A 22,256-nucleotide genomic window follows, 5' to 3' on the forward strand; every position below is an offset into this window, starting at 1 on the left:
CGGCTTCACGGGGCGTCCTCGCGCGGGGGGTGCGTGGTCATCCGGCGTGGCAGCATCCGCGCCAGGGTTGCATCATGCCTGACGAAATGGTGGTACAGCGCGGCCCCGGCGTGCACCAGCACCAGCAGGACCAGCAGCCAGAACAGCCACTCGTGCCAGCCGTGGGCGGCATCGGCCAGGGCCCGGTCCGGGGCCACCAGCTTGGGCACCTCGACCTGGCCGAACCAGCGGAACGGGCGCAGCCCGCTGGCCGAGTCGTAGAGCCAGCCGGACAGCGGCATGGCCAGGGCCATGCCATACAGCAGCAGGTGCACCACGCCGGCCAGCCAGGCCTGCCAGCGCGGCGTGCCGGGCACCGGGGCCGGGGCGCCTGCGTACAGGCGCCAGCCGATCCGCACCAGCACCAGGGCCAGCACGGTCAGGCCCAGCGACTTGTGCGCGGTGTAGACCCAGAAGTACTTCGGCGAGCGCGGCAGCTCGCCCATCACCAGGCCGACCACGCCGATCAGCAGGATCAGCACGGCGATGGTCCAGTGCAGCAGCTGGCTGATGCCGCCCCAGCGGTCGGTGTTCTTCAGGCTCATGGCTGGACGGGTTCCTCGGGCTCGGGTGGGCGTTCGGGTGGCAGGGGCGACGGCGGCGGGGGCACACCAGCGTCCGCGGGCGGATCGGCTGCGCCTGCCTGGCCCGGCTCCGGCGCGCGGCTGCTGCGCACGGCCTCGGCCTCGATCCGCAGCTCGACCTGGTCGCCAATCATCGTCGGCCAGGCATCCACGCCGAATGCGCTGCGGCTGAGCGTGCCCCGCGCCGAGAACCCGGCGGTGCGCCGGAACGGCGGCATGGGGTGGCGGCGCAGCGCGTTGAAGCTGACCTCCAGCGCCAGCGGCCGGGTCACCCCGCGCAGGGTCAGCTGGCCGTGGACGACGAAGCGGTCGGGCCCCAGCGGCTCGACCCGCTCGGAGACGAAGTGCGCCTCGGGCCAGCGCCCGGCATCGAGCAGGTTGCGCGCCAGGGTGGCGCGGTTCCAGTCCGGGTCGCCCAGGTCCAGGCGCTGCAGCGGCACGCGCACGTCCAGGCGCGCGCTGCTCCAGTCCTCCGGATCGAACTCCAGCGTGCCCTCGCTGCCGGACACCGTGCCCAGCGCCTGCGAGAACCCGGCATGGGACACGGCGAACAGCACCCGGGTATGCACCGGGTCCATGGCATAGCGCGCCGGCGCCGCCGCGGCGGCCGCGGCCAGCAGCCCGCAGGCCGCGAGCAGGGCGGCGGCGGAGCGGGCGACACGGGCGCGGATGGACGGCATCGGCCGCATTCTAGGTGCAGCGGGCGCGGCGTGGCTTGCGCCTGCCTGCCGCCATTGCGACGATTCGTTCCGGGGTTGGCCTCGAGGACACCATGCGGCTGTTGTGGCTGTGCCTGTTGCTGGCGCTGTCCGGTGCCTTGCGCGCCGCGGTGCCCGAATTGCCGCGCTTCCGGGTCCTCGGGCCCGGGGACGGGCTGCCCTCGGCCGTGGTCCCGGCGATCGCCCGCGACCATGACGGTTACCTGTGGGTCGCCACCTGGGATGGCCTGGCGCGCTACGACGGCGTCGGCTTCCGCGTCTGGCAGCACGATCCGGAGGATCCGGCCTCGCTGCCCGGCAACCTGATCCAGGCGCTGTACGTGGACGGCCGCAACCGCATCTGGGTGGCCAGCGAGGGTGGCGGCGTCAGCGTGATGGACACCAGCCGCAGCGGCTTCCGCCACTACCGCAGCGCGACCCACCCGGAGCTGGAGAGCGACGACGTCTTCACCATCACCGGGCGCGGCGACGAGGTCTGGCTGGGCACCTTCGGCGGCGGCCTGTACCGGATCGACGGCGAGGACCGGCTCAAGCGCATGCGCGCGCGAGATCCGGAGATCGACGCCTCGCTGGACCGTGCGGTCATGGGCATCTCCATGGACCCGCAGGGGGAAACCATCCTGGTGGCCACGCTCAACGGCCTGGCCTACTGCATGAACAAGGCCTCGCGGGTGCGGCGCCTGCCGCTGCCCGGGCCCGAGCCGTTCCCGCCGGTGACGGCGCTGTGGCGCGACGGCCAGGCCACCTGGATCGGTACCCCGCACGGCCTGCACCGGATGCGCGACGACGGCACCTGGGACACCCCGGCATGGGCCGAGGAGTTCCGCGGCCGGCGCGCGGTCAGCGCGATGAGCGGCGATGGCCAGGGCGGCTACTGGGTGGCGACCACCGTCGGGCTGTGGCACGTGCCGCGCGGCGGGCAGCCGGTGGCGGTGGGCCACGGCTTCGACGTGCCCGGGCCTAACAGCGTGATCCAGGCCATGCTGCACGACGTGGACGGCGGCCTGTGGGTGGGCCTGCCGGCCCAGGGCCTGGGCTACCTGCGCGCCGACTGGCGCCGCATCGCGGTGCTGGGGCCCGGCCAGGGCTTCGCCGGCGGCGCCTACCGCGTGGTGGCGCCAGCCGTGGGCGGCGGCATCTGGTTGACCGGCAATGCCGGTACCGGCGGCCGCCTGGACACCTCGCGCGCCGAGTTCGCCGAGACCCTCGGCGCCCTCGGCACGGTCAGCCACGCCAGCGTGCGCAGCGCGCTGCAGGACAGCCGCGGCCGGTTGTGGCTGGGGCGCAGCGGCGCCCTGGTGCGGCTGGACGGAAGTGCGTCGCAGCTGTGGACCGCGCAAAGCCCGGTCGACGCGGTGATGGGCCGCGGTCCGCTGGAATGGATCCTCGAGGCGCCCGACGGCACCCTGTGGCTGGCCTTCACCGGCGCCGGCCTGCAGCAACGCAACTCGGAGGGCAAGGTGCTGGCCGAGCTGCGCCCAGGCCGCACCCCGGGCCTGGACAGCGCGGACTTCTCCGCCGTGGCGATCGGCCCGGAAGGCGTGCCGTTGATCGCCGAGGGCGCCTGGATCCTGCGCTGGGAGCCGCGCACCCAGGCCTTCGTGCCGCTGCCGGGGCTGAACCCGCCGGGCGAGGAGGAAACCATCTACGGCTTCGTCCTGGACGGGCCGGACCAGCTGTGGCTGCAGCGCCTGTCCGGGCTGGAGCTGTGGCAACGCCGGCAGGGGCGCTGGACCCGGCAGGCGCGCCTGGGCGTGGCCGAGGGCATCCCGGCGACCGAGGCCACCGGCATGCGCGTGGACGCGCGCAGGCGGCTGTGGCTGGCCACCCGCCGCGGCCTGTTCCGGGTGGACCCGCCGGCCGGCGGGCAGCCGGCGCGGGTGCGCCCGTTCGGCGTGCGCGAGGGCCTGCCCAGCCAGGAGTTCGTCGAACGCGCGATCGCGATCGACGAGGACGGCGTGCTGGTGGCCTCCACCGGCGACGGCTCGCTGCTGCTGCTGGACACCACCCTGCCGGATCCGCCGCCGGTGTCGCCGCGGCTGGTGGTCGACGCCCTGCGCGTGCGCAGCGGCGAGGGCTGGATGGGCCTGCCGCAGTCCGGCGGCTTCACCCTCGGCCCGTACGACCACGACCTGGAAGTGGTGCTGCGCCTGCTGTCCTACGACGACCCCGGCTCGCACCGCTACCGCTCGCGGCTGCTGGGCTACGACAGCGACTGGGTGGAGATGCGTGGCGGCGCGCGCCTGTTCTCGCAGCTGCCGCCGGGCCGCTACCGGCTGCAGCTGCAGGCCTCGCTGGGCCACCACAGCAGCTGGTCGGAAGTGCTGGAGTTCGGGTTCGCGGTGGCGCCGCCGTGGTGGCGCACCAGCTGGGCGCTGCTGGGCGCGCTGTTGCTGGTGCTGCTGGCGATCGTCGGCAGCGCCTGGCTGTACCGGCGCCGGGTGCGTTCACGCAGCCAGTGGCAGCTGGTCATGCACAAGCGCGAGCTGGCCGAGCAGGCGTCGATGGCCAAGAGCCGGTTCCTGGCCACCCTCAGCCACGAGGTGCGCACGCCGATGACCGGCGTGCTGGGCATGAGCGAACTGCTGCTGGAGACGCCGCTGGACGCGCGCCAGCGCAGCTACGTCGAATCCATCCGCCGCGCCGGCGACCACCTGCTGCGGCTGGTCAACGACGCCCTGGACCTGGCCCGGATCGAGGCCGGCAAGCTGCAGCTGGACTCGCAGGACTTCGATCCGCACGCGCTGGCCGCCGAGGTCGGCGGGCTGATGGCGCCGGTGGCCGAGCAGCGCGGCCTGGCCTTCCACCTGCGGGTGGCGCCGGACATGCCGCCGGCGGTGCGTGGCGACCCGGGCCGGGTACGCCAGATCCTGCTCAACCTGCTGGGCAACGCGGTCAAGTTCACCGACCGCGGCGAGGTGGTGCTGGAGCTGGGGCGGATCTCGCCGGAAGGCATCGTGTTCGTGGTCCGCGACACCGGCCCGGGCCTGAGCGAGGAGCAGAAGGCACGCCTGTTCCGGCGCTTCGAGCAGGCCGACGGCGCACGCACCGCCGCGCGCTACGGCGGCAGCGGCCTGGGCCTGGCGATCTGCAAGGAACTGGCGCTGGCCATGGGCGGGCGGATCGACGTCGACAGCGCGCCCGGGCGCGGCACCGCGTTCCGGGTGCAGCTGCCGCTGCCGAACGCGCCGGCGCCCGAGGCCCCGCCGCGTCCGGCGCCGGCCCCGGAGCGCACGCGGCGGCCGCTGGACCTGCTGCTGGTGGAGGACGACGCCACCGTGGCCGAGGTCATATGCAGCCTGCTGCGCGCGCGCGGGCACCGCGTCGCCCACGCCCCGCATGCCCTGGCGGCGCTGGCGGACGTGGCGGTGGCGCACTTCGACGCGGCCTTCCTGGACCTGGACCTGCCGGGCATGAACGGCATGGCCCTGGCCCGGCAGCTGCGCGCGCAGGGCTTCGCCTCGCCGCTGGTCGCGGTGACCGCGCGTGCCGACGGGGAGGCGGAGCAGCTCGCCCGCGCGGCCGGTTTCGACGGCTTCCTGCGCAAGCCGGTGACCGGCGAGATGCTGGCCGCGGCGATCGCCGCGGTGCTGCCGGAACCGGCGGAGGCCTGAGCAATGCGCGGGCGCTGGCCGGCGCGGGGCGTGCTGGCGGCGCTGCTGGCCTGGGCGCCGGGCGCGGCCACCGCGGAAAGCGCACCGCCGCCGCTGCTGGGCGGGCTGATCACCCAGACCCGGGTGCTCTACCCGCTGCAGGTCGGGGAATGGAAGGCGAGCGGGGAAACCCGCTACCCGGACCAGGGGCTGGGGGTTTCGGTGCGCTACGTGTCCGCTGACTCCTGGCTGGACCTGTACGTCTACCCGGCCGGACCGGCCGCCGCCTACCGGCTGGACGAGCTGGCCGCGCACGAGCGTGGGCAGATGCTGCAGGCCGGCCACAGCCTGGGCTCGCCCGCGCACGCCGAAGCGCTGCAGGCGCTCGAACTGCCCGGCGAGGATGGCCGCGGGCGCGAGCCGGCACGGGCGGTAGCGGTGGCATACCCGCGCCAGCGGCTGGGTTCGGTGATGTTGCTGTTCGCCCGCAACCTTTACCTGGTCAAGGCGCGCGCCAGCGCCCCGGCGAGGGTGCCGCCGGAGCAGCTGCTGGAGCGGGTGCGGGAGTTCATGGGCGAGGTGTCGGCGCAGCTGCGCATCCGCAGCACCGGGGCCTGCTGGCTGCCACAGCGGGTGGAGCTGGTCGACGTGCTGCCGGATCCGGAAGCGCCGCCGGTACTGGCCAGCTATCGCGGCGACACAGCCGCGGCGCCGAGCGCGGTGGCGCTGGTCGACGCTGCGCAGGTCCTGCACCAGGAAGCGGCGCGTGCCGGCGAGCTGGCCGCCGCACTGGCCGCGGCCGTGTACCCGGGCTGCGTCGCGCCGGAGGCGATCGAGCCGCAGGTGCCGCCGCACCTGCGCGAGATCCGGATCGAGTACCTGGCGCCGGCCGACCGCCGCGCTGCGCCCAAGGCGCCGTCGTTGGGGCGGCCGCGGCTGCGCAGCCGCGGCACCGGCTGAGGCCGGTCAGCGTGCGCTGTGCGCGTGCACCGCCTCGACCAGGGCCAGCACGTGCTCCGGGTCCATGTCCGGCGACATGCCATGGCCGAGGTTGAACACGTGGCCCTCGCGCGAGCCGCCGTTGCCCTCGGCATAGCTGTCCAGCACGCGCGCGGCCTCGCGGGCGATGACCTCCGGACTGGCGTACAGGGTGGCCGGGTCGAGGTTGCCCTGCAGCGCGACCTGGCCGCCGGTGCGGCGCGCGGCCTCGCCCAGGTCCACGAGCCAGTCCACGCCCACCGCGTCGGTGCCGGTGGCGGCCAGCGCCTCCAGGTATGCCGCGTTGCCCTTGCCGAACAGGATCAGCGGGGTGCGGTCCTCGCCCTCGCCGCGCTGCAGCTCGCGCGCGATGCGCTGCAGGTAGGGCAGGGAGAACTGGCGGTACAGCGTCGGCGAGAGCACGCCGCCCCAGGTGTCGAACACCTGCAGCGCCTGCGCGCCGGCGGCGCGCTGCGCGGCCAGGTAGGCGATGACCGCGTCGGTGACCACGCCCAGCAGCTTGTGCAGCAGCTCCGGGCGGTTGAAGGCCATGGCCTTGATCGTCGCGTAGTTGTCGCTGCCGCCGCCCTCGACCATGTAGCAGGCCAGGGTCCAGGGGCTGCCGGAGAAGCCGATCAGCGGCACCGCGCCGGCAAGCTCGCGGCGGATCACCCGCACCGCGTCCATCACGTAGCGCAGTTCGGTCTCCATGTCCGGCACCGCCAGGCGGGCCACGTCGGCCTCGTCGCGCACCGGCCGCTCGAACTTCGGGCCCTCGCCCTCGGCGAAGTACAGGCCCAGGCCCATGGCGTCGGGCACGGTGAGGATGTCCGAGAACAGGATCGCCGCGTCCAGCGGGAAGCGGCGCAGCGGCTGCAGGGTGACCTCGCAGGCCAGTTCCGGGGTCTTGGCCATGGCCAGGAAGCTGCCGGCGGCGGCGCGGGTGGCGCGGTACTCGGGCAGGTAGCGGCCGGCCTGGCGCATCAGCCACACGGGGGTGCGGTCCACGGGCTGCCGGCGCAGGGCGCGCAGCAGGCGGTCGTTGGCGAGGATTTCGGACACTTCGGAACCTTGGTGCGGGAAGGAGGGAGGCGCGCTCAGGCCCGCCGCGGGGCGTCGGCGCCGCTGACGAACATCACCTGGAAGCCGCGCTTGATCTGGGCGTCGCGGGCCTTCTCGAAGGCGGCGATGGCTTCGTCCTGGAGCAGGTACTGCTCGCGCCGCAGCTGCGACTTGCCGCCGATCTGGCCGCTCTCGCGCAGCAGCTCCCAGCCGCCGAACAGGTCCGGCTGCAGGGTCAGCTGCAGGTAACGGGGGGCTTCGCCCGGCGCCGGGCGCTGCTGCAGGAGGATGCGCATGGGACCGGATTGTAGCCGGTGCCGGGCCGGCGTCCGCGCAAAGCCCGGCAGCCGGCCTCAGCCGTCCCGCAGCAGGGCCAGGACCGCGGCCTCGTCCACCTCCGGGACCACCTCGGCGCGGCCGATCCCGCGCCACAGCACCAGGCGCAGGCGCCCGGCCACGTTCTTCTTGTCCAGGCGCATGCGCGCCAGCAGCGCTTCCGGCTCCAGCCCGGCCGGGATCCGGGTCGGCAGGCCCAACGCCTCCAGCAGCCTTGCCAGGCGCGCGGTGTCCTCGTCCGGAGCCATGCCCAGCGCCGCCGACATGCGCGCGGCCAGCACCATGCCGACCGCGACCGCCTCGCCGTGCACCAGCGCCGCGCTGCCGCCGCCGGAATAGCCCTGCTCGGCCTCGATCGCGTGGCCGAAGGTGTGGCCCAGGTTGAGCAGGGCGCGCTCGCCCTTCTCCAGCGGATCGCGCTCGACGATCGCCGCCTTGTGCTCGCAACTGCGGGCGATGGCCTCGGCCAGGGCTTGGTCGTCGCCGGCCAGCAGGGCGTCGCGCTGCGCTTCCAGCCACTGGAAGAACAGCGGGTCGCCGAGGGCGCCGTACTTGACCACCTCGGCCAGCCCGGCACGCAGCTCGCGCGGCGGCAGGGTGCGCAGGGCGGCGGTGTCGGCCACCACCGCGCGCGGCGGATGGAAGGCGCCGACCAGGTTCTTGCCCTGCGGGATGTCGACCGCGGTCTTGCCGCCGACCGAGGAGTCGACCATCGACAGCAAGGTGGTCGGCAGCTGCACGCAGTCCACGCCGCGCATCCAGCAGGCCGCGGCGAAGCCGGCCAGGTCGCCGACCACGCCGCCGCCAAGTGCGAACACCGCCGCGTCGCGGGTCGCGCCCAGCGCGGCCAGTGCGTCGAACACGCCGGCGAGCGTGGCGAGGGTCTTGTGCGATTCGCCGGCCGGGATCACGTGGGTGGCGATCGCCAGCTCCGGGCGCGCGGCGCGCAGCGCCGCTTCCACGCCGGCCGCGTACAGCGGCGCGACCTGGCTGTCGCTGACCAGCAGCACGTGGCGGCCGCGCGCGTGCGTGGCCAGCGCCGTGCCGTCCTGCAGCAGGCCCGGGCCGATGCTGATCGCGTAGGGATGGCTGCCGCCGACCTGGACCGTGCGCGCGGCGCTCATGCGGCGACCCCGCTGATGGTCCACGACTCGGCCAGGCGCAGCGCCAGGCGGGTGGCGGCCTCGACCGCGGTGAGGCCGTCGGTGTCCATCACCAGGTCGGCGACTTCGCGGTACAGCGGCTCGCGCGCGGCCGCCAGCCCGCGCAGCACCTGCTCGCGGTCGCCGCGCTGCAGCAGCGGCCGGCTGCGATCGCGCGCCAGCCGCTTGAGCTGCGATTCCACGCCCGCGCACAGGTAGACCACGAAGCCGCGCTCGCGCATCAGCTGGCGGTTGCCGGCGGCGAGCACCGCGCCGCCGCCGGTGGCCACCAGCAGCCCGTTGCCGGCCAGCAGCTCGGCCAGCACCGCGCTTTCGCGCTCGCGGAAGCCGGCTTCGCCGACGTGGTCGAAGATCGCGCTGATGCTGGCGCCGGTGCGCTGTTCCAGGTAGCTGTCGGCGTCGACGAACTGCAGGCCGAAGCGGTCCGCCAGGCGGCGGCCGATCGACGACTTGCCGGCGCCCATCGGGCCGACGAGCACGAGGTTGGGGGCTGGATTCATGGCGACCGATGCTAGCAAAGGCGCTCGGTCACGGCTGAAACGAAGGCGCGCGGCTAGTCCGGGTAGCCGGCCAGTGCCTGCAGTTCCATTGCGATCATCAGGTGCAGTTCGTCCAGGGTGGTATCGAGGCTTTCGCCGTGGCCTGCCATGTGCCGTGTCAGCAGCGCCGCCAGCAAGTGCCCCATCGTTTCAGGGTCGCGTTTCCAGGCGATCGCGACCGCTTCCGGAAGCAGGCTTTCCCAGTCGTGCACGGGGGGCACGCCTGGCGGGGCCGGCACGGAGTGGGGGCGAGGCCGCGACGCGAGCAGTGCAAGGGCCGAGTCCGTGTCCATGGCGGGAGGATGACTGGGAACTGCGTCGTCGTTCCATGCGAATCCTCGCAAAGGATGTTTGCGCGGCGCGAAGGCGGGGGCGGGGAAGCATTCGTCCATGTGGCTGTCCATTGCTCTGTGCATGCCCCGGGGGAGGGGCGGATCCGGTGTCGTCAGCGCCCGCGCGTGGGCCGCGGCGGGCGCGGGGCCACGCCGGGCGCGGTGGTGCGCACGGCTGCGGTGCCGCGGGCCTGGCTCAGGGGATCAGGCCGTTCTCGCGGGCGTAGGCGTAGATCTCCAGGTCGTTGTGCAGGCCCAGCTTGTTCATCGCGCCGACCTTCTGGTGGCTGATGGTCTTGACGCTGCGGTTGAGGTGGCGGGCGATCTCCGAGACCGTCATGCCCGAGGCGAACAGGCGCAGGACCTCGGTTTCGCGCCGCGACAGCGGCGTCGTGCCGGCGTCGCTGCGCAGGTGCGCGTCCAGGGCGGCGCGCACGCCGGCGCCGACGTAGCGGCGTCCGTTGGCCACCGCGCTGATCGCCACGGTCAGCTCGGACAGCGCGTCGGACTTGTCCAGCAGGCCGCGCACCCCGGTGCCGAGGATCGCCTGCAGCACGTTGCCGTTGTTGGCCATGGTCAGCACCACCACCGGCAGCTGCGGCCAGTGCGCGCGCAGGCGCGAGAGCATGGCCAGGCCGTCGGCACCGTCGCCGCCGGGCATGATGAAGTCGGTCAGCAGCAGGTCGGCCTCGGCCTGGCCGAGGGCCTGGAACAGCGCGCCCGGACTGCCGGCCTCGGCCACGACCTCGGCGCCCGCGCTGGATTCCAGCAGCAGGCGCAGTCCGGCGCGGACCACCGGATGGTCGTCGGCAAGGATGATGCGCAGCTTGTTCATTCGGGGCGGACCTTTCCGTGGTCGTGGCGCCTTCAGCGGCGCGCCGCGAGTGCGGGCCCGGGCGGGCCGAGGCTTTGCAGCAGTTCCTCCAGCCAGCGCACGTGGCGAAGCACCGCTTCGCGCCGCGCGGCCGGCGTGGCCGGCGCCGCCGGGGCGCCTCCCCCGGGCGGTTCGCCGACCAGCCGCAGCGATCCGGAAATGCGGTGCAGCAGTTCGGACTGGGTACGAGTGTCGCCGCGCGCGAGCGCCTGGTCCAGAGCCTCCAGGTCGGCGCGGCAGGTTTCCAGCAGCCCGTGCAGGATCTCGCGCACCTGGCGCACCGAGCCGAACGCGTCCATCAGCAGCGCCAGCTGGCGGTAGGCCGCGCTGCCGACGGCCGGCTGCGGCTCGGCCGCCGGTTCGGCCGGGACCGGGGCCACGTGCAGGTGGCGCGCCAGCTTCAGTTCCAGTTCGTGCAGCTGCACCGGCTTGGCCAGGAAATCGTCCATCCCGGCCTCCATGCACTTGCCCACGTGCCCGGGCAGGACGCTGGCGGACAGGGCGATGACCGGGATCCGCGCCAGGCCGCGCTCGCGCTCGTCCTGGCGCAACTGCCGGACCAGCGCGTAGCCGTCCACTTCCGGCATGTGGCAATCGGTGATCAGCAGGTCGTAGTGCCGCGCCGCCAGCGCCTCCAGCGCCGCGCGGCCGTCGTCGACCACCTCGTGCGGGTAGCCCAGGCGCTGCAGCTGGCGCGAGATCACCGCGCGGTTGATCGGGTGGTCCTCGGCAACCAGGATGCGCACCGCCGCCCGGCTCACCGGCGCGACCCCGGCCGCTTCCGGCTCCGGCAGCGCCAGCGCGGCGCGGCAGGCGCGTTCCAGGTTGCGCGACAGCAGCGGCGCCACCGGCAGCACCACGCAGCCTTCCGGGGCATTTGCCGGCTCGCGCGGATCCTGCAGGCAGACATGGGCCACGCCCGGCGGCAGGCGTCCGTCGCGTACCAGCGGCGCGTCGACCAGGAACAGGTCGGCATCGCCGGCATGCAGCTGCTCCACGCCCGAAGGGGTGGCCTCCAGCGGCTGCAGGCCCAGCGCGGCCAGGCCCTGGGCCAGGGCGTGGCCGGTGCGCGGATCGCGGGTGCAGGCCAGCGCCACCCGCCCGCTCAGCTCGGGCAGCGGCATGCGCGGGCGTTCCACCGGCAGTTCCAGTTCCAGGCAGGCCAGCCCGCCTTCGCCCTCGACCCGCGACAGCAGCAGTTCGCCGCGCATCAGCCGGACCAGGTGGTGGCAGATCGCCAGGCCCAGCGCCAGGCCGCCGGGACGCGCGGTGTCATCGCGGCGCGGAGCGCCGGTGGCGGGCATCGGCAGCGCGGCACCGCCATCGCCGGAGTCGGATACCGACAGGCGCAGGCGCTGGACGTCGCCGGCATCGGCCAGCACTTCGGCCTGCAGCTCCACCTGGCCGCCGCCGCTGGCGCGCACTGCGCTGGCCAGCAGGTAGGCCAATACCTGGCGCAGGCGCCCGGCGTCGCCGCGGTAGGCCGCGGCCAGGCGGCGGTCGGCGCTGGCATGCAGGCGCAGGCCCTTCTCGGCGGCGGGCGCGGCGGCCGCGGCGACCACGTCGTCCAGCAGGTCGCGCAGGTCGAACGTGCCCTGGTCCAGCTGCAGCTCGCCGGCCTGCAGGCGGGAGAAATCGAGGATGTCGCCCATGATCTCCAGCAGGCTTTCCACCGATTCCTCGAGCATGCCCAGCATGTGCACCTGCTCCTGGTTGAGCGGGGTGTGCGCGAGCAGTTCGACGATGCCCAGGGCGCCGGCGATCGGCGTGCGGATCTCGTGGCTGACCAGCGACAGGAAGGTGCCGGCGGTATGGGTGGCGGCCTCGGTGGCGCGGCGTGCCTCGTACAGGTCGGTGACGTCGGCCAGGGTGCCCAGCAGCGCGCTGACGCCGTGGCGGCCGCGCACCGGGTGCAGGCGCAGGCGCAGCTTGCGCGCCGCGTCGGGGCCGCTGTGGTCGATCTCGCAGGCGACCGGCTCGCCGGACTGGTGCAGGCGGCTCTCGGCCTGCATCAGCACCTCCGCGTCCTTGCCGTGCACCTGCCGCGAGGTGGCCAGGGTGCGGCCGAGCACGTCCTCGCGCCGGCAGTGGTAGTGGGCTTCGAAGGCCTGGTTCACGGCCAGGTAGCGACCGTCGCCATCCTTGAGGAAAGCCACGCAGGGCACGGCCTCCAGCAGCGCGGTCGCGTCCGGCAGTCCCGGCAGGCGCTGGCGCTGGCGGCGCCAGGCCAGCCAGCCGAGGGTCGCCAGCACGCCGGCAAGCAGGCCGGCGAGGACGCAGCCAAGGGCGAGGATGGGGGTATTGCCGGACGCCGTTGCCGCCAGCACCGGGCCGGGCATCAGGGCGGTGCCGGCGAGGGCCAGGCGGCAGCTGCGGGGAAAAGGCGTCCGGGCCCTCGGGCCCGGACGGGCCGCCATCGTGGATGCCCCGGGGGAGTGGGCGTTTCCGGCAGGGGGCGGCCAGGACAGTGGGGACGCGGGACGGCACGACGGACAGCCGGCACCGTGGCGCCCGACGGGCTGGCCCAGCTCCGTGCTACCGCTCCGTTCCCCCATGGGGCAGGAATGTCCCGCGCCCCGCGCATACGCGACCATCAGACGAATCCGAAATTGGACAGGCCGCCCGGTGGCCAATCTACGCTGCCGGCGCGGGCGCATCCTTAACGCGGCGGGCGTGGTCGAGCCGGAGCACCGCGTCGGCCAGGCCGGGCAGGGTGCGCAGGGCCTGGCGGCTGACCCGCTCGTAGTGCTGGACGAAGCGCTCCAGCGCCGGGCGGTCCATGCCGCGGCGGCCGCTGGCGGCCTGCAGCGCCTGTTCCTGCTGCCAGCGCCACGCGTACACGGCCTGGAAGTCCGGCGGCTGCAGGAACCACAGCCGGTCCAGCCGCGCCCACAGCGCCGGGTAGTCGCGTGCCAGCGCGGTGTTGCAGTAGCGGCGCCAGGTGCCGTCCGGGTCCTCGCGCGCCTCCAGCGCGTTGACCGGCTCCACCAGCGCGGCGTTGTCCTCGGCGGGCACGCCCAGACACCAGCCCTCCAACACCAGCAGGTCCAGCGGTCGTTGCGGGCGCGGCCAGCGCTCCGCCGGCAGGCGGTCGTCGGCCAGCTTGTCGAAGCGCGGCAGCGGCACCGTGCGACCGGCGCGCAGGGCGTCGATCGTGGCCAGCGCCAGGGCCAGGTCGTGGGTGCCGGGCGGGCCGCGGGTGGCCAGCAGCGGGTGTACCCCAGCCGCCAGGCGCTGGCGCGCGGCGCGGTCCAGGTAGACGTCGTCCAGCGACAGGCAGGCGGCGGACAGCCCGGCGGCGGCGGCCTCCGCCACCACCTGCGCGGCCAGGGTGGACTTGCCGCTGCCCTGCAGGCCGCTGATCCCCAGCACCTGCAGGCCCGGGCGCGCGGGCACCGAGGCCAGCACGGCGCGGACCAGGGCTGCGGGGAAGCCTGCGGTGTGCGCGTCGCTGTCCATGGCGCCACAATACCGGCCCCTGCCGCGCATGGAGCCGCCATGACCGATCCGCTGTACGCCGAGGCCCTGCAGACCTTCGGACAACTGCTGGAGGAGGCGCGCGCCAGCGGCATGGCCGATCCCAATGCGATGACCGTGGCCACCGCCGACGCCCAGGGCCGGCCCCACGCGCGCACGGTGCTGCTCAAGGCCCACGACGAGCGTGGCTTCGTGTTCTACACCCACCTGGACAGCCCCAAGGGCCGCGACCTGCGCGCCAACCCGCACGCCGCGCTGCTGTTCCTGTGGCGGCACCTGCGCGAGGCGGGCGTGCAGGTGCGCATCGAAGGCGAGGTCGGCCAGGTGGACGCCGCCGAGGCCGATGCCTATTTCGCCAGCCGCCCGCGCATGAGCCAGCTTGGCGCCTGGGCTTCGCGGCAGTCGCAGACCCTGGGCTCGCGCGCCGAGTTCGAGGCCGCGCTGGCCGAGGCCGAGGCGCGCTTCCGCGACGGCCCGGTGCCGCGCCCGCCGGGCTGGAGCGGGTTCCGGGTGGTGCCGCGTTCGTTCGAGTTCTGGTACGGCGCCGGCTTCCGCCTGCACGAGCGCTGGAGCTACGAGCGCGGCGGGGACGGCGCCTGGTCCAAGCGGATGCTGCAGCCATGAACCTGCAGCTGCGCGTGCGCCCGCCGCGCAAGGCCGACCTGCCGGCCTGGGCGGGGATGCGCGCTGCGCTGTGGCCGGAGGTGGACCCGGAACTGCTGGCCAGCGAGGCCTCCGACCTGCTGCACGCGGCCGACGGCGGGATGTTCGTGGCCGAGGTCGGCGGCGAACTGGTGGGCCTGGCCGAGGCCTCGCTGCGGCACGACTACGTCAACGGCACCACCAGTTCACCGGTGGGCTTCCTCGAGGCCTGGTACGTGGCGCCGGCCTGGCGTGGCCGTGGCGTGGGCCGCGCCCTGCTGCGCGCGGTGGAAGGCTGGACGCGCGCGCTGGGCTGCACCGAGCTGGCTTCCGACGCGCTGCTGGACAACACCGCCAGCCACGCCGCACACCGCGCCTGCGGCTTCGTCGAGACCGAGCGGGTGGTGTACTTCCGCAAGCGGGTGGGGTGATGGGGCCGCGCCGCATCGTGTGCCTCACCGAGGAGCCGACGGAGACCCTTTACGCGCTGGGCGAGCAGGACCGCATCGTCGGCATCAGCGGCTTCACCGTGCGCCCGCCGCAGGCGCGGCGCGAGAAGCCCAAGGTCAGCGCATTCACCAGCGCCAGGGTCGAGGCGATCCTGGCGCTCAGGCCGGATCTTGCGATCGGCTTCTCCGACATCCAGGCCGACATCGCCGCCGAGCTGGTGCGGCGTGGCGTGGAAGTCTGGATCGCCAACCACCGCAGCGTCGACGGCATCCTCGACTACATCCGCCGCCTCGGTGCCCTGGTCGGTGCCGCGGCAAAGGCCGACGCCTGGGCCGGCGAGCTGCGGCGCGGCCTGGATGCGGCGCGCGAACGCGCGCAGCAGCGGGGCGTGCGGCCGCGCGTCTACTTCGAGGAATGGGACGAGCCGCTGATCACCGGCATCCAGTGGGTGGCGGAGCTGGTGCGCATCGCCGGCGGCGAGGACGTCTTCCCGGAGCTGTCCGCGCAGCCGCTGGCGCGCGACCGCATCCTGGCCGATCCGGCGGTGGTGGTGGCGCGCGCGCCGGACATCATCCTCGGCTCCTGGTGCGGCAAGAAGTTCCGTCCGGACAAGGTCGCCGCGCGCCCGGGCTGGGATGCGATCCCGGCGGTGCGCGACGGCGAGCTGCACGAGATCCGCTCGCCGCTGGTCCTGCAGCCGGGGCCGGCTGCGCTGACCGATGGCCTGGCGGCGATCGAGGCGGTGCTCGATGCCTGGGCGCGGCGCTGCGCCGGCTGAGCCTCAGCCGCGCTCCAGTGCGGCGGCAGTGGCCGCCATGCGCGGGCCCAGCCAGCAGTAGGAACCGACCGGGGTCAGTCCGGCCTGCTGGAACTTCCTGCGGTACCAGCTGGCCTTGCGCGGCTGGAAGCCTTCGGTATCGCCCTCGAATTCGTCCTCGGCGGTGAACGCCTCGAGGAAGGCCACGCCGCCGCACAGCTCGGCCAGGCCGGGCAGGCCCCGGCCGAGCTCGCGCGTGGGCAGGTAGTGGATCACGTCCGCGCACACCAGCAGGTCCACCGGCGCGCACGGGCGCAACCATTCGAAATCGCCGAAGCGGGCCAGGTGCAGGTTGCGGCGTGCGCCGTGGCGGGCGACGGCGTACTCACTGGAATCGAAGCCCAGGTAGCTGGCCTTCGGCCGCAGCTTCAGCAGCGGCGCGCGCCAGGCGCCTTCGCCGCAGCCGATGTCCAGCACCGTGCGGATGGGGCGCTCCAGGTAGTACTCGGCAGTGGCCACCGCCAGCGCCACCTTGCGCTCGAGCCGGCGCGGGTCCTGGATGTGGTGCTGCCGGTACCAGCGGTCGAAGTAGGCGCGGTCGTAGGTCTTGGTCATGGGTTCGGGAGCGTGGCGGGGAGGGGCGCAGGCGGAATCCGAAGCAACGGGACCGGGCGTGGCAGTCGCCGTCGCCGCTTGCGCCAGGCGCCGCAGTTTAGGGGTTCCGGCCCCGCGACACCCGCCGATGGCAGGTCCGGCGGCTTCCGGCAGGCGGCGGATCCCCGGCAAGGCCGGAGCCGATATGCCGCGCCACGCACCGGGTTCGACGCCACGCGCGCGATGGCCGACAATCCGCGCATCCCAACCGCAGGTGACGCGCATGTATTCGGCCTATCTCTGGGTGAAGTCCTTCCACATCCTGTTCGTGGTGGCCTGGATGTCGTCGGTGTTCTACCTGCCGCGGATCCTGGTCAACGTGGCCGAGGCCGGCGACCAGGCAGCGGTGCGCGAGCGCCTGCTGCTGATGGGGCGCCGCCTGTACCGCTTCGGCCACAACATGTTCGGGCTGGCCTTCGTCGCCGGCCTGGTGTTGTGGCTGGGCCACCGCGTGGTCGGCGGCTTCCCCACCATGGTCGGTTCGCCGGCCGGCTGGCTGCACGCCAAGCTGGCCCTGGTCGTGCTGCTGGTGGTCTATTACGTGCTCACCGGGCGCTGGCTGAAGAACGCCGCCGCCGGCAAGCCGCTGGCCTCGGCGCGCGCGCTGCGGGTGTTCAACGAACTGCCGGTGCTGGTGCTGCTGGCCATCGTCTGGCTGGTGCTGGCCAAGCCGTTCTGAGCCGGTCCCGGACCGGACACCCGCAAAGCAGGCGGGCCGCTTCGCAGGAAGCGGCCCGTCGCGTTTTCCGGCTCAGTCCTTGCGGCGGAACTGCTCCGGCTGCGGCAGTTCCACCGGCACGCCGTTGGCGTCGCAGGTGCCGGCGGCGCACAGGCGCTCGCGCAGCTTCGGGGTGGCCTGCACGATCAGGTGGAAGATCGTGTTCTGCTCGAGGGTGCCGCGCACCGCCTCGCTGCCCGGGCCGCGTGCCCAGATGCCCACGTCTTCGCCGCCGTGCGATTCGGACTTCAGCGGCACCAGCGCCTCCTGCATGTAGTCCGGATGGGTGGTGTCGACCTGGGTCAGGTCGGGGCGGCCCTGCGCCGGCTGCGAGGACGAGGGGTTGTGCGGATAGGTCTTCGGACCGGCCGGCTGGCGGTTGCTGGCGCCGGTGTGGCCGGGGCCGTTGGCATAGCTGAGGGTGGTGTAGGGCAGGCCGGTGTTGTCCAGGGCGTAGGCGCCGGGCTTGCCGTCCTCGCCGGGCGCGTCGCGGACCTTGTCGAGGATCGGGTTGCCGCGGGCCGGGTAGCCGACGAAGTTCAGCGAGTGCGAATGGTCGGCGGTGACCAGGATCAGGGTGTCCTCGGGCGAGGTCATTTCCGCAGCCACGCGCACGGCCTCGGACAGGGCCACGGTCTCGTCCAGGGCGCGGAAGGCGTTGCCGTTGTGGTTGGCGTGGTCGATGCGCGCGCCCTCGACCATCAGCACGAAGCCGCCCGGCTCGCGCGACAGGCGCCGGATCGCCTCGGCGGTCAGCTCGGCCAGGGTGGGCTCGGCGGCGCGGTCCTTCTCGTGCTCGAACTGCATGTGGTCGTGCTCGAACAGGCCCAGCACCGCCGGGGCGTCGGCCGCGGCCTGCAGCTGCTGCCGGTTCCACACGTACACGCCGCCGGGGTGGGCGGCCTTCCATTCGGCGACCAGGTCGCGGCCGTCGCGGCGCAGGCCGGTCTTGTCCGGATATTCGGGGTCGGGCGTGCCGGCCGGCAGGAACTGGCTGCGGCCGCCGCCGAGCATCACCTTCGGGCCGGGGCCGTACGGGGTGGAGACCATCTGCCGGGCGATGTCGATGCAGCCCTGGGCATGGGCCTCGGCCGGCATGGCCGCGTCGTTTTCCCAGTTGCGGTCGGGCGCGTGCGCCCAGGTCGCGGCCGGGGTGGCGTGGGTCAGGCGCGCGGTGCTGACGATGCCGGTGGCCATGCCCGCGGCGTCGGCCAGGTGCAGCCAGGTCAGGCGCTGCTTGCCGAGGCTGTCGGCGCAGTCGTTGCGCTTGCCGGCGGACACGCCGATCGCGCCCATGTGGGTCTTCACGCCGGTGGTGATGGCGGTCATGGTGCCGGCCGAGTCCGGCGTCTGCGCGTCGACGTTGTAGGTCTTGCTGAAGGCGGTGTGCGGGAAACGCTCCCAGCTCAGCAGGTTCTCCTCGCCCGGGCCGCCCTTGCGCTGGCCCTCGAGGATGCGCGCGGCGGCCACCGTGGTCAGGCTCATGCCGTCGCCGAGGAACAGGATGACGTTCTTCGCCTTGCCCGACATGGCGCCATTGGCCGCGGCGGCCGCGGCGCCGTTGCGGTACCACCACTGCGGGGTCTCGCCATCGGGATGGGCGATGGCCGGAACCTGCACCCGCGGTGCGCTGGCCGGCGCAGGAGCCGTGGGCGGGGTGCTGGCGCAGGCGGCGGGCAGCAGGGCGGAGAGCAGGGCCAGGGGCAGGGCGCGGGTATGACGGGGCATTGCGGGTCCGGAATCGGCGCAGGCGGCCGCGCCAGGTCCGCGCTGGCGCGCGGCCACGGCCACGGTGCGTGCGTGGTGGGTGGGGCGCGCATTATCGGACGTTGCCAATGTCGTGCCTATGACATATCGGCGTTCCAGTGGCAGCATCGCCAGCCCGGTTGCATCCGGGTATCGTTCCGCCATTGCAGCATCCCGGATTGCAGATGAACCTGGTCAAGGCCTGGCTGGCCATTCCCTTCTGGCAGCGCGTGCTTGGCGGCTTCGTGCTCGGCGCCCTGGCCGGCTGGCTGCTGGGCCCGGCGGCGCAGACCTGGCTGGGCCCGCTGGGCACGGTCTACGTCAACCTGATCCGCATGATCGCGGTGCCGCTGGTGCTGTTCGCGGTGGTCAACGCGGTGGCCTCGCTGCACGGCCAGAAGTCGGTGGCGGCGCTGGGGGGGCGCACCTTCGCCTGGTTCGCCGCCACCGCGGCGCTGGCGGTGTGCGTGGGCCTGGCGGTGGGCCTGGTGCTCAAGCCCGGCACCGGGCTCAGCGGGCTGGAGATGCCGGCCGACTACACCCCGCGCGAGGTGCCGACCCCGGTGCAGGTGCTGCTGGACGTGGTCCCGACCAACCCGTTCAAGGCCCTGGCCGAGGGCAAGATCCTGCAGGTGATCTTCTTCGCCGGCCTGCTGGGCTTCGCCCTGGTCAAGCTGGGCGAGAAGACCGCGCGCCTGCGCGCGCTGGTGGGCGAGGCCAGCGACGCCATGGTCCAGGTCACCCGCTTCGTGCTGGAGATGACCCCGCTGGGTACCTTCGGCCTGATCGCCGGACTGGTCGGCAGCTACGGGTTCGAGAAGCTGCTGCCGCTGGGCACCTTCGTGTTCGCCCTGTACCTGGCCTGCGCCCTGCACATCGTGCTGGGCTACGGCGGCCTGCTGCTGGCGCATGGACTCAATCCGCTGAAGTTCTTCCGCGGCGCGGCCGCGGGCATGCAGGTGGCCTTCGTCAGTTCCTCCAGCTTCGCCTCGATGCCGGTGGCGATGCGCTGCGCCACCCACAACCTGGGCGTGGACAAGGACTACGCCGCCTTCGCCGTGCCGCTGGGCGCGAGCATCAAAATGGACGGCTGCGGCGCGATCTACCCGGCCCTGACCAGCGTGTTCGTGGCCCAGTACTTCGGCCTGGACCTGAGCGCCAACCAGTACTTCGTGATCCTGCTGGCCTCGGTGCTGGGCAGCTTCGGCACCGCCGGGGTGCCGGGCACGGCGATCGTGATGGTGACCCTGGTGCTCAGCGCCGCCGGGCTGCCGCTGGAGGGCATCGCCCTGCTTGTGGCGATCGACCGGGTGCTGGACATGATGCGGACGATGACCAACGTCACCGGGCAGATGCTGGTGCCGGTGCTGGTGGCCAAGGAAACCGGGCTGCTGGACCGCCAGGTGTACGAACGGGCTTCCAGCAACGTCGGGATCGAGCCCACCGAGGTGCGCGACTAGCGCCCCGGGCCTGGCGGCGCTACCGGCGCAGGCCGGGGATTGGTGCCGGGCGGTACTTGGCGCGCGCCAGGGCGGAACGGGTCCGGAAACGGCGAAGGCCGCCTTGCGGCGGCCTTCGCTGGAACGACGGTGCGGGATGGGTCAGATCTCGACCCGGCGCGCCTGCACGAAGCGGCTGCCCCAGTAGCCGGAGGCCAGGCTGTCCACGCGCACGTCCTTGCCGCGGCTGGGCGCATGCAGGAACTGGCCGCTGCCGACGTAGATGCCGACGTGGTTGATGCGGCCGCGGGCGCCGAAGAACACCAGGTCGCCGGGGTTCAGTTCGTCGCGGCTGCGGATCAGCTTGCCGTCGGAGCGGGTCGCCATGTCGCGCGAGGCGCGCGGCAGTTCGATGCCCAGGGCGTTGCGGAACACGTAGCTGACCAGGCCGCTGCAGTCGAAGCCGTCCGGGCCGGAGCCGCCCCAGCGGTACGGGGTCCCCAGCAGGCCCATGGCCGCCTTGACCACCTGCTCCAGCTTGCCGCCGGCCTGTTCGCCCTCCTGGTTGAGCAGGCGGTTGACGTCGCCGGCGAAATTCGCCGAACGGTCCAGCAGCATGCCGTCGTTGCGCGACAGGTGGGGCAGCAGCACCGCCAGGGTGGCGCTGGCCGCGGCGTCGGCCTTGCCGCGCAGGCCGCCGGCCTGCGGCGCGGCCGCCACGGCAGGCACCGCCGCCGTGGCCGGTACGGCCTGGGGCACGGGGGCGGGCACTTCCAGGATCGTGGCCGGGGCCAGCGGCTCCGGCTCCACCGGCGCCGGCTCGGGCGCGGCCATGGCCGGCGCGACCGGCAGGACGGTGCACAGCAGGAACAGCAGGCGCGCGCGGGAGCGGGCCTGGGTGGCGGCAGGAGTGCGCAGGGCGCGGGCTTCGGTCGTCACGCGGTCGTTACGAAAAAAGGACCGGGGGATGATGCCGGCTTCACGCCGGGTTGATGTTCACAAAAAGTTAAAATCCCGTGAATCGTTCCAATAGGCGTCACGTTTCAACGCAACACCCGCCGCGCACCGCTGTAGTGGTCGCGCCAGTAGTAGCCGTCCAGGTGGTCCAGGCGGACGGTGCCGCCGCTGGTGGGGGCGTGGACGAAGCGGCCTTCGCCGACGTAGATGCCCACGTGGTTGACCTGGCGCCCGCTGCCGAAGAACACCAGGTCGCCGGCGGCCAGCTTTTCCGGGGCGATCCGCGGGCCCTGGACCTCGGCCAGTTCGCGCGAGGTGCGCGGCAGGCGCAGGTCCAGCATGTCGCGGTAGACGTAGTTGACCAGCCCGCTGCAGTCGAAACCGCTCTCCGGGGTGTTGCCACCGTAGCGGTACGGGGTGCCGACCAGGCTCAGGGCGCGCAGGACCACGGCATTGGCCGCCGCCGGGTTGGCCGGGGCGACCTGCGGCCAGTGGCGGGTCTGCACCGGGGCCTGGGCGGAAGGGCGGGTGGTCTTGCCGCCGCCGCAGCCGGCGGCAAGCAGCACCACCGCCGCCAGGGCACCCCATGCCACGGCTGGCAACGAGGGGATGGGGACGGGATAATGCGGGGCTTTCCTCACGGCGGCCATCATGGCCGCGGTTCCCGCGGCCGGCAAGCCGCCCACCCCTGCTGCCGCCGGCAGCCATTCCCGAGTTCCGCATGAAGATCGAAAAAGACCGCGTCGTCCGTTTCCACTACACCGTCTCCGAGGTCGGCCTGGAGCCGCTGGAGAGCTCGAAGGAGCGTGAGCCGATCGCGATCCTCATCGGGCACGGCAACATCATCCCCGGCCTGGAGCAGGCGATGATGGACAAGCAGGCCGGCGACAGCTTCAGCGTCGACGTCCCGGCGGCCGAGGCCTACGGCGAGCGCCGCGAGGGCCTGACCCAGCGCATCCCGAAGAAGCACTTCGGCAATACCAGGCTGGCCCCGGGCATGCAGGTGGTGCTGCAGACCAACTTCGGCCCGCGCGCGGTGACCGTGCACAAGGTCGGCCACAGCGTGGTGGACGTGGACCTCAACCACCCGATGGCGGGCAAGGACCTGCACTTCGACGTGGAGATCGTCGAGGTGCGCGAGGCCAGCGCCGAGGAGGTCGAGCACGGGCACGTGCACGGCGACGGCGGCCACCACCA

General features: G+C 73.5%; 22 protein-coding genes. 8 read left to right on the top strand and 14 right to left on the bottom strand.

The window, feature by feature from the left end; translation table 11 throughout:
- Positions 1-5: 5 nt before the first annotated feature.
- Positions 6-584 carry a cytochrome b gene (locus EIM47_RS02885; RefSeq protein WP_125076067.1) on the bottom strand — a complete coding sequence of 193 codons (579 nt, stop codon included), beginning with the start codon at positions 582-584 and terminating at the stop codon, positions 6-8.
- Entirely contained in the window at positions 581-1,303 is a 723-nt protein-coding gene (locus EIM47_RS02890; protein ID WP_125076069.1) for a YceI family protein, read from the bottom strand. Before EIM47_RS02890 ends, EIM47_RS02885 begins: the two co-directional genes overlap by 4 nt.
- A gap of 92 nt (positions 1,304-1,395) precedes the next feature.
- On the opposite strand from EIM47_RS02890, the gene EIM47_RS02895 reads away from it, so the two are divergent.
- The gene (locus EIM47_RS02895) at positions 1,396-4,956 is read left to right on the top strand and encodes a hybrid sensor histidine kinase/response regulator (protein ID WP_019399841.1); all 3,561 of its coding nucleotides are present in this window, start codon (positions 1,396-1,398) and stop codon (positions 4,954-4,956) included.
- A 3-nt stretch (positions 4,957-4,959) separates the two neighbouring features.
- Positions 4,960-5,895, top strand: coding sequence for a hypothetical protein (locus tag EIM47_RS02900; RefSeq protein WP_125076071.1), 936 nt, complete (start codon positions 4,960-4,962; stop codon positions 5,893-5,895).
- A 6-nt stretch (positions 5,896-5,901) separates the two neighbouring features.
- Here the strand turns inward: EIM47_RS02900 and hemE are convergent, their stop codons facing one another.
- The 8 genes from hemE to EIM47_RS02940 form a co-directional block, all read right to left on the bottom strand.
- On the bottom strand, positions 5,902-6,966 hold the full coding sequence (gene hemE / locus EIM47_RS02905; protein ID WP_026010773.1) for a uroporphyrinogen decarboxylase: 1,065 nt from the start codon (positions 6,964-6,966) through the stop codon (positions 5,902-5,904).
- A 44-nt stretch (positions 6,967-7,010) separates the two neighbouring features.
- Positions 7,011-7,271, bottom strand: coding sequence for a WGR domain-containing protein (locus EIM47_RS02910; RefSeq protein WP_019399844.1), 261 nt, complete (start codon positions 7,269-7,271; stop codon positions 7,011-7,013).
- A 57-nt stretch (positions 7,272-7,328) separates the two neighbouring features.
- Positions 7,329-8,435, bottom strand: coding sequence for a 3-dehydroquinate synthase (gene aroB / locus EIM47_RS02915; RefSeq protein ID WP_125076073.1), 1,107 nt, complete (start codon positions 8,433-8,435; stop codon positions 7,329-7,331).
- Complete coding sequence (locus EIM47_RS02920) at positions 8,432-8,974, bottom strand: shikimate kinase (RefSeq protein ID WP_028915878.1); 543 nt, start codon at positions 8,972-8,974, stop codon at positions 8,432-8,434. The genes aroB and EIM47_RS02920 overlap by 4 nt, the downstream gene beginning before the upstream one ends.
- Before the next feature lie 53 nt (positions 8,975-9,027).
- Positions 9,028-9,225 (bottom strand): hypothetical protein, encoded by a 198-nt coding sequence (locus EIM47_RS02925; RefSeq protein WP_125076074.1) that lies wholly within the window; start codon positions 9,223-9,225, stop codon positions 9,028-9,030.
- A gap of 316 nt (positions 9,226-9,541) precedes the next feature.
- On the bottom strand, positions 9,542-10,180 hold the full coding sequence (locus tag EIM47_RS02930; protein ID WP_028915877.1) for a response regulator: 639 nt from the start codon (positions 10,178-10,180) through the stop codon (positions 9,542-9,544).
- 32 nt (positions 10,181-10,212) lie between these two features.
- Positions 10,213-12,558: a PAS domain-containing sensor histidine kinase gene (locus EIM47_RS02935; RefSeq protein ID WP_019399849.1), complete on the bottom strand. Its 2,346-nt coding sequence runs from the start codon at positions 12,556-12,558 to the stop codon at positions 10,213-10,215.
- 295 nt (positions 12,559-12,853) lie between these two features.
- Positions 12,854-13,678, bottom strand: coding sequence for a kinase (locus EIM47_RS02940; protein ID WP_125076076.1), 825 nt, complete (start codon positions 13,676-13,678; stop codon positions 12,854-12,856).
- Positions 13,679-13,717: 39 nt separating this feature from the next.
- Between EIM47_RS02940 and pdxH the strand changes: the two genes are divergently transcribed.
- From pdxH to EIM47_RS02955, 3 genes are read left to right on the top strand one after another with little or no spacing between them, the layout of a single operon-like run.
- A complete protein-coding gene (gene pdxH / locus EIM47_RS02945) occupies positions 13,718-14,320 on the top strand; it encodes a pyridoxamine 5'-phosphate oxidase (protein ID WP_019399851.1) in 603 nt (200 codons plus the stop codon).
- Positions 14,317-14,769, top strand: a complete 453-nt coding sequence (aac(6'), locus tag EIM47_RS02950) for an aminoglycoside 6'-N-acetyltransferase (protein WP_028915873.1) — start codon at positions 14,317-14,319, stop codon at positions 14,767-14,769. The genes pdxH and aac(6') overlap by 4 nt, the downstream gene beginning before the upstream one ends.
- Positions 14,769-15,566, top strand: a complete 798-nt coding sequence (locus EIM47_RS02955; RefSeq protein ID WP_019399853.1) for a helical backbone metal receptor — start codon at positions 14,769-14,771, stop codon at positions 15,564-15,566. The genes aac(6') and EIM47_RS02955 overlap by 1 nt, the downstream gene beginning before the upstream one ends.
- A gap of 3 nt (positions 15,567-15,569) precedes the next feature.
- Here the strand turns inward: EIM47_RS02955 and EIM47_RS02960 are convergent, their stop codons facing one another.
- Positions 15,570-16,160: a class I SAM-dependent methyltransferase gene (locus EIM47_RS02960; protein WP_028915872.1), complete on the bottom strand. Its 591-nt coding sequence runs from the start codon at positions 16,158-16,160 to the stop codon at positions 15,570-15,572.
- Between the two features lie 262 nt (positions 16,161-16,422).
- Here EIM47_RS02960 and EIM47_RS02965 point away from each other — a divergent pair, with 262 nt between their 5' ends.
- Positions 16,423-16,878 carry a CopD family protein gene (locus EIM47_RS02965; RefSeq protein WP_125076078.1) on the top strand — a complete coding sequence of 152 codons (456 nt, stop codon included), beginning with the start codon at positions 16,423-16,425 and terminating at the stop codon, positions 16,876-16,878.
- Between the two features lie 72 nt (positions 16,879-16,950).
- On the opposite strand, the gene EIM47_RS02970 is transcribed toward EIM47_RS02965, so the two are convergent.
- Positions 16,951-18,645, bottom strand: coding sequence for an alkaline phosphatase (locus tag EIM47_RS02970; protein WP_125076080.1), 1,695 nt, complete (start codon positions 18,643-18,645; stop codon positions 16,951-16,953).
- A 203-nt stretch (positions 18,646-18,848) separates the two neighbouring features.
- Between EIM47_RS02970 and EIM47_RS02975 the strand changes: the two genes are divergently transcribed.
- On the top strand, positions 18,849-20,123 hold the full coding sequence (locus EIM47_RS02975; RefSeq protein ID WP_028915870.1) for a dicarboxylate/amino acid:cation symporter: 1,275 nt from the start codon (positions 18,849-18,851) through the stop codon (positions 20,121-20,123).
- A 141-nt stretch (positions 20,124-20,264) separates the two neighbouring features.
- Here the strand turns inward: EIM47_RS02975 and EIM47_RS02980 are convergent, their stop codons facing one another.
- Both EIM47_RS02980 and EIM47_RS02985 read right to left on the bottom strand, forming a co-directional pair.
- Entirely contained in the window at positions 20,265-21,041 is a 777-nt protein-coding gene (locus EIM47_RS02980) for a C40 family peptidase (RefSeq protein ID WP_019399857.1), read from the bottom strand.
- A 104-nt stretch (positions 21,042-21,145) separates the two neighbouring features.
- Positions 21,146-21,736, bottom strand: a complete 591-nt coding sequence (locus tag EIM47_RS02985) for a C40 family peptidase (protein ID WP_083852472.1) — start codon at positions 21,734-21,736, stop codon at positions 21,146-21,148.
- Positions 21,737-21,780: 44 nt separating this feature from the next.
- On the opposite strand from EIM47_RS02985, the gene EIM47_RS02990 reads away from it, so the two are divergent.
- Positions 21,781-22,256 (top strand): peptidylprolyl isomerase (locus tag EIM47_RS02990; protein WP_164514525.1); only part of this gene is annotated, 476 nt, incomplete at its 3' end.

Origin of the sequence: Pseudoxanthomonas sp. SGT-18 (assembly GCF_003931645.1) — a bacterium.
Classification (GTDB): domain Bacteria; phylum Pseudomonadota; class Gammaproteobacteria; order Xanthomonadales; family Xanthomonadaceae; genus Pseudoxanthomonas.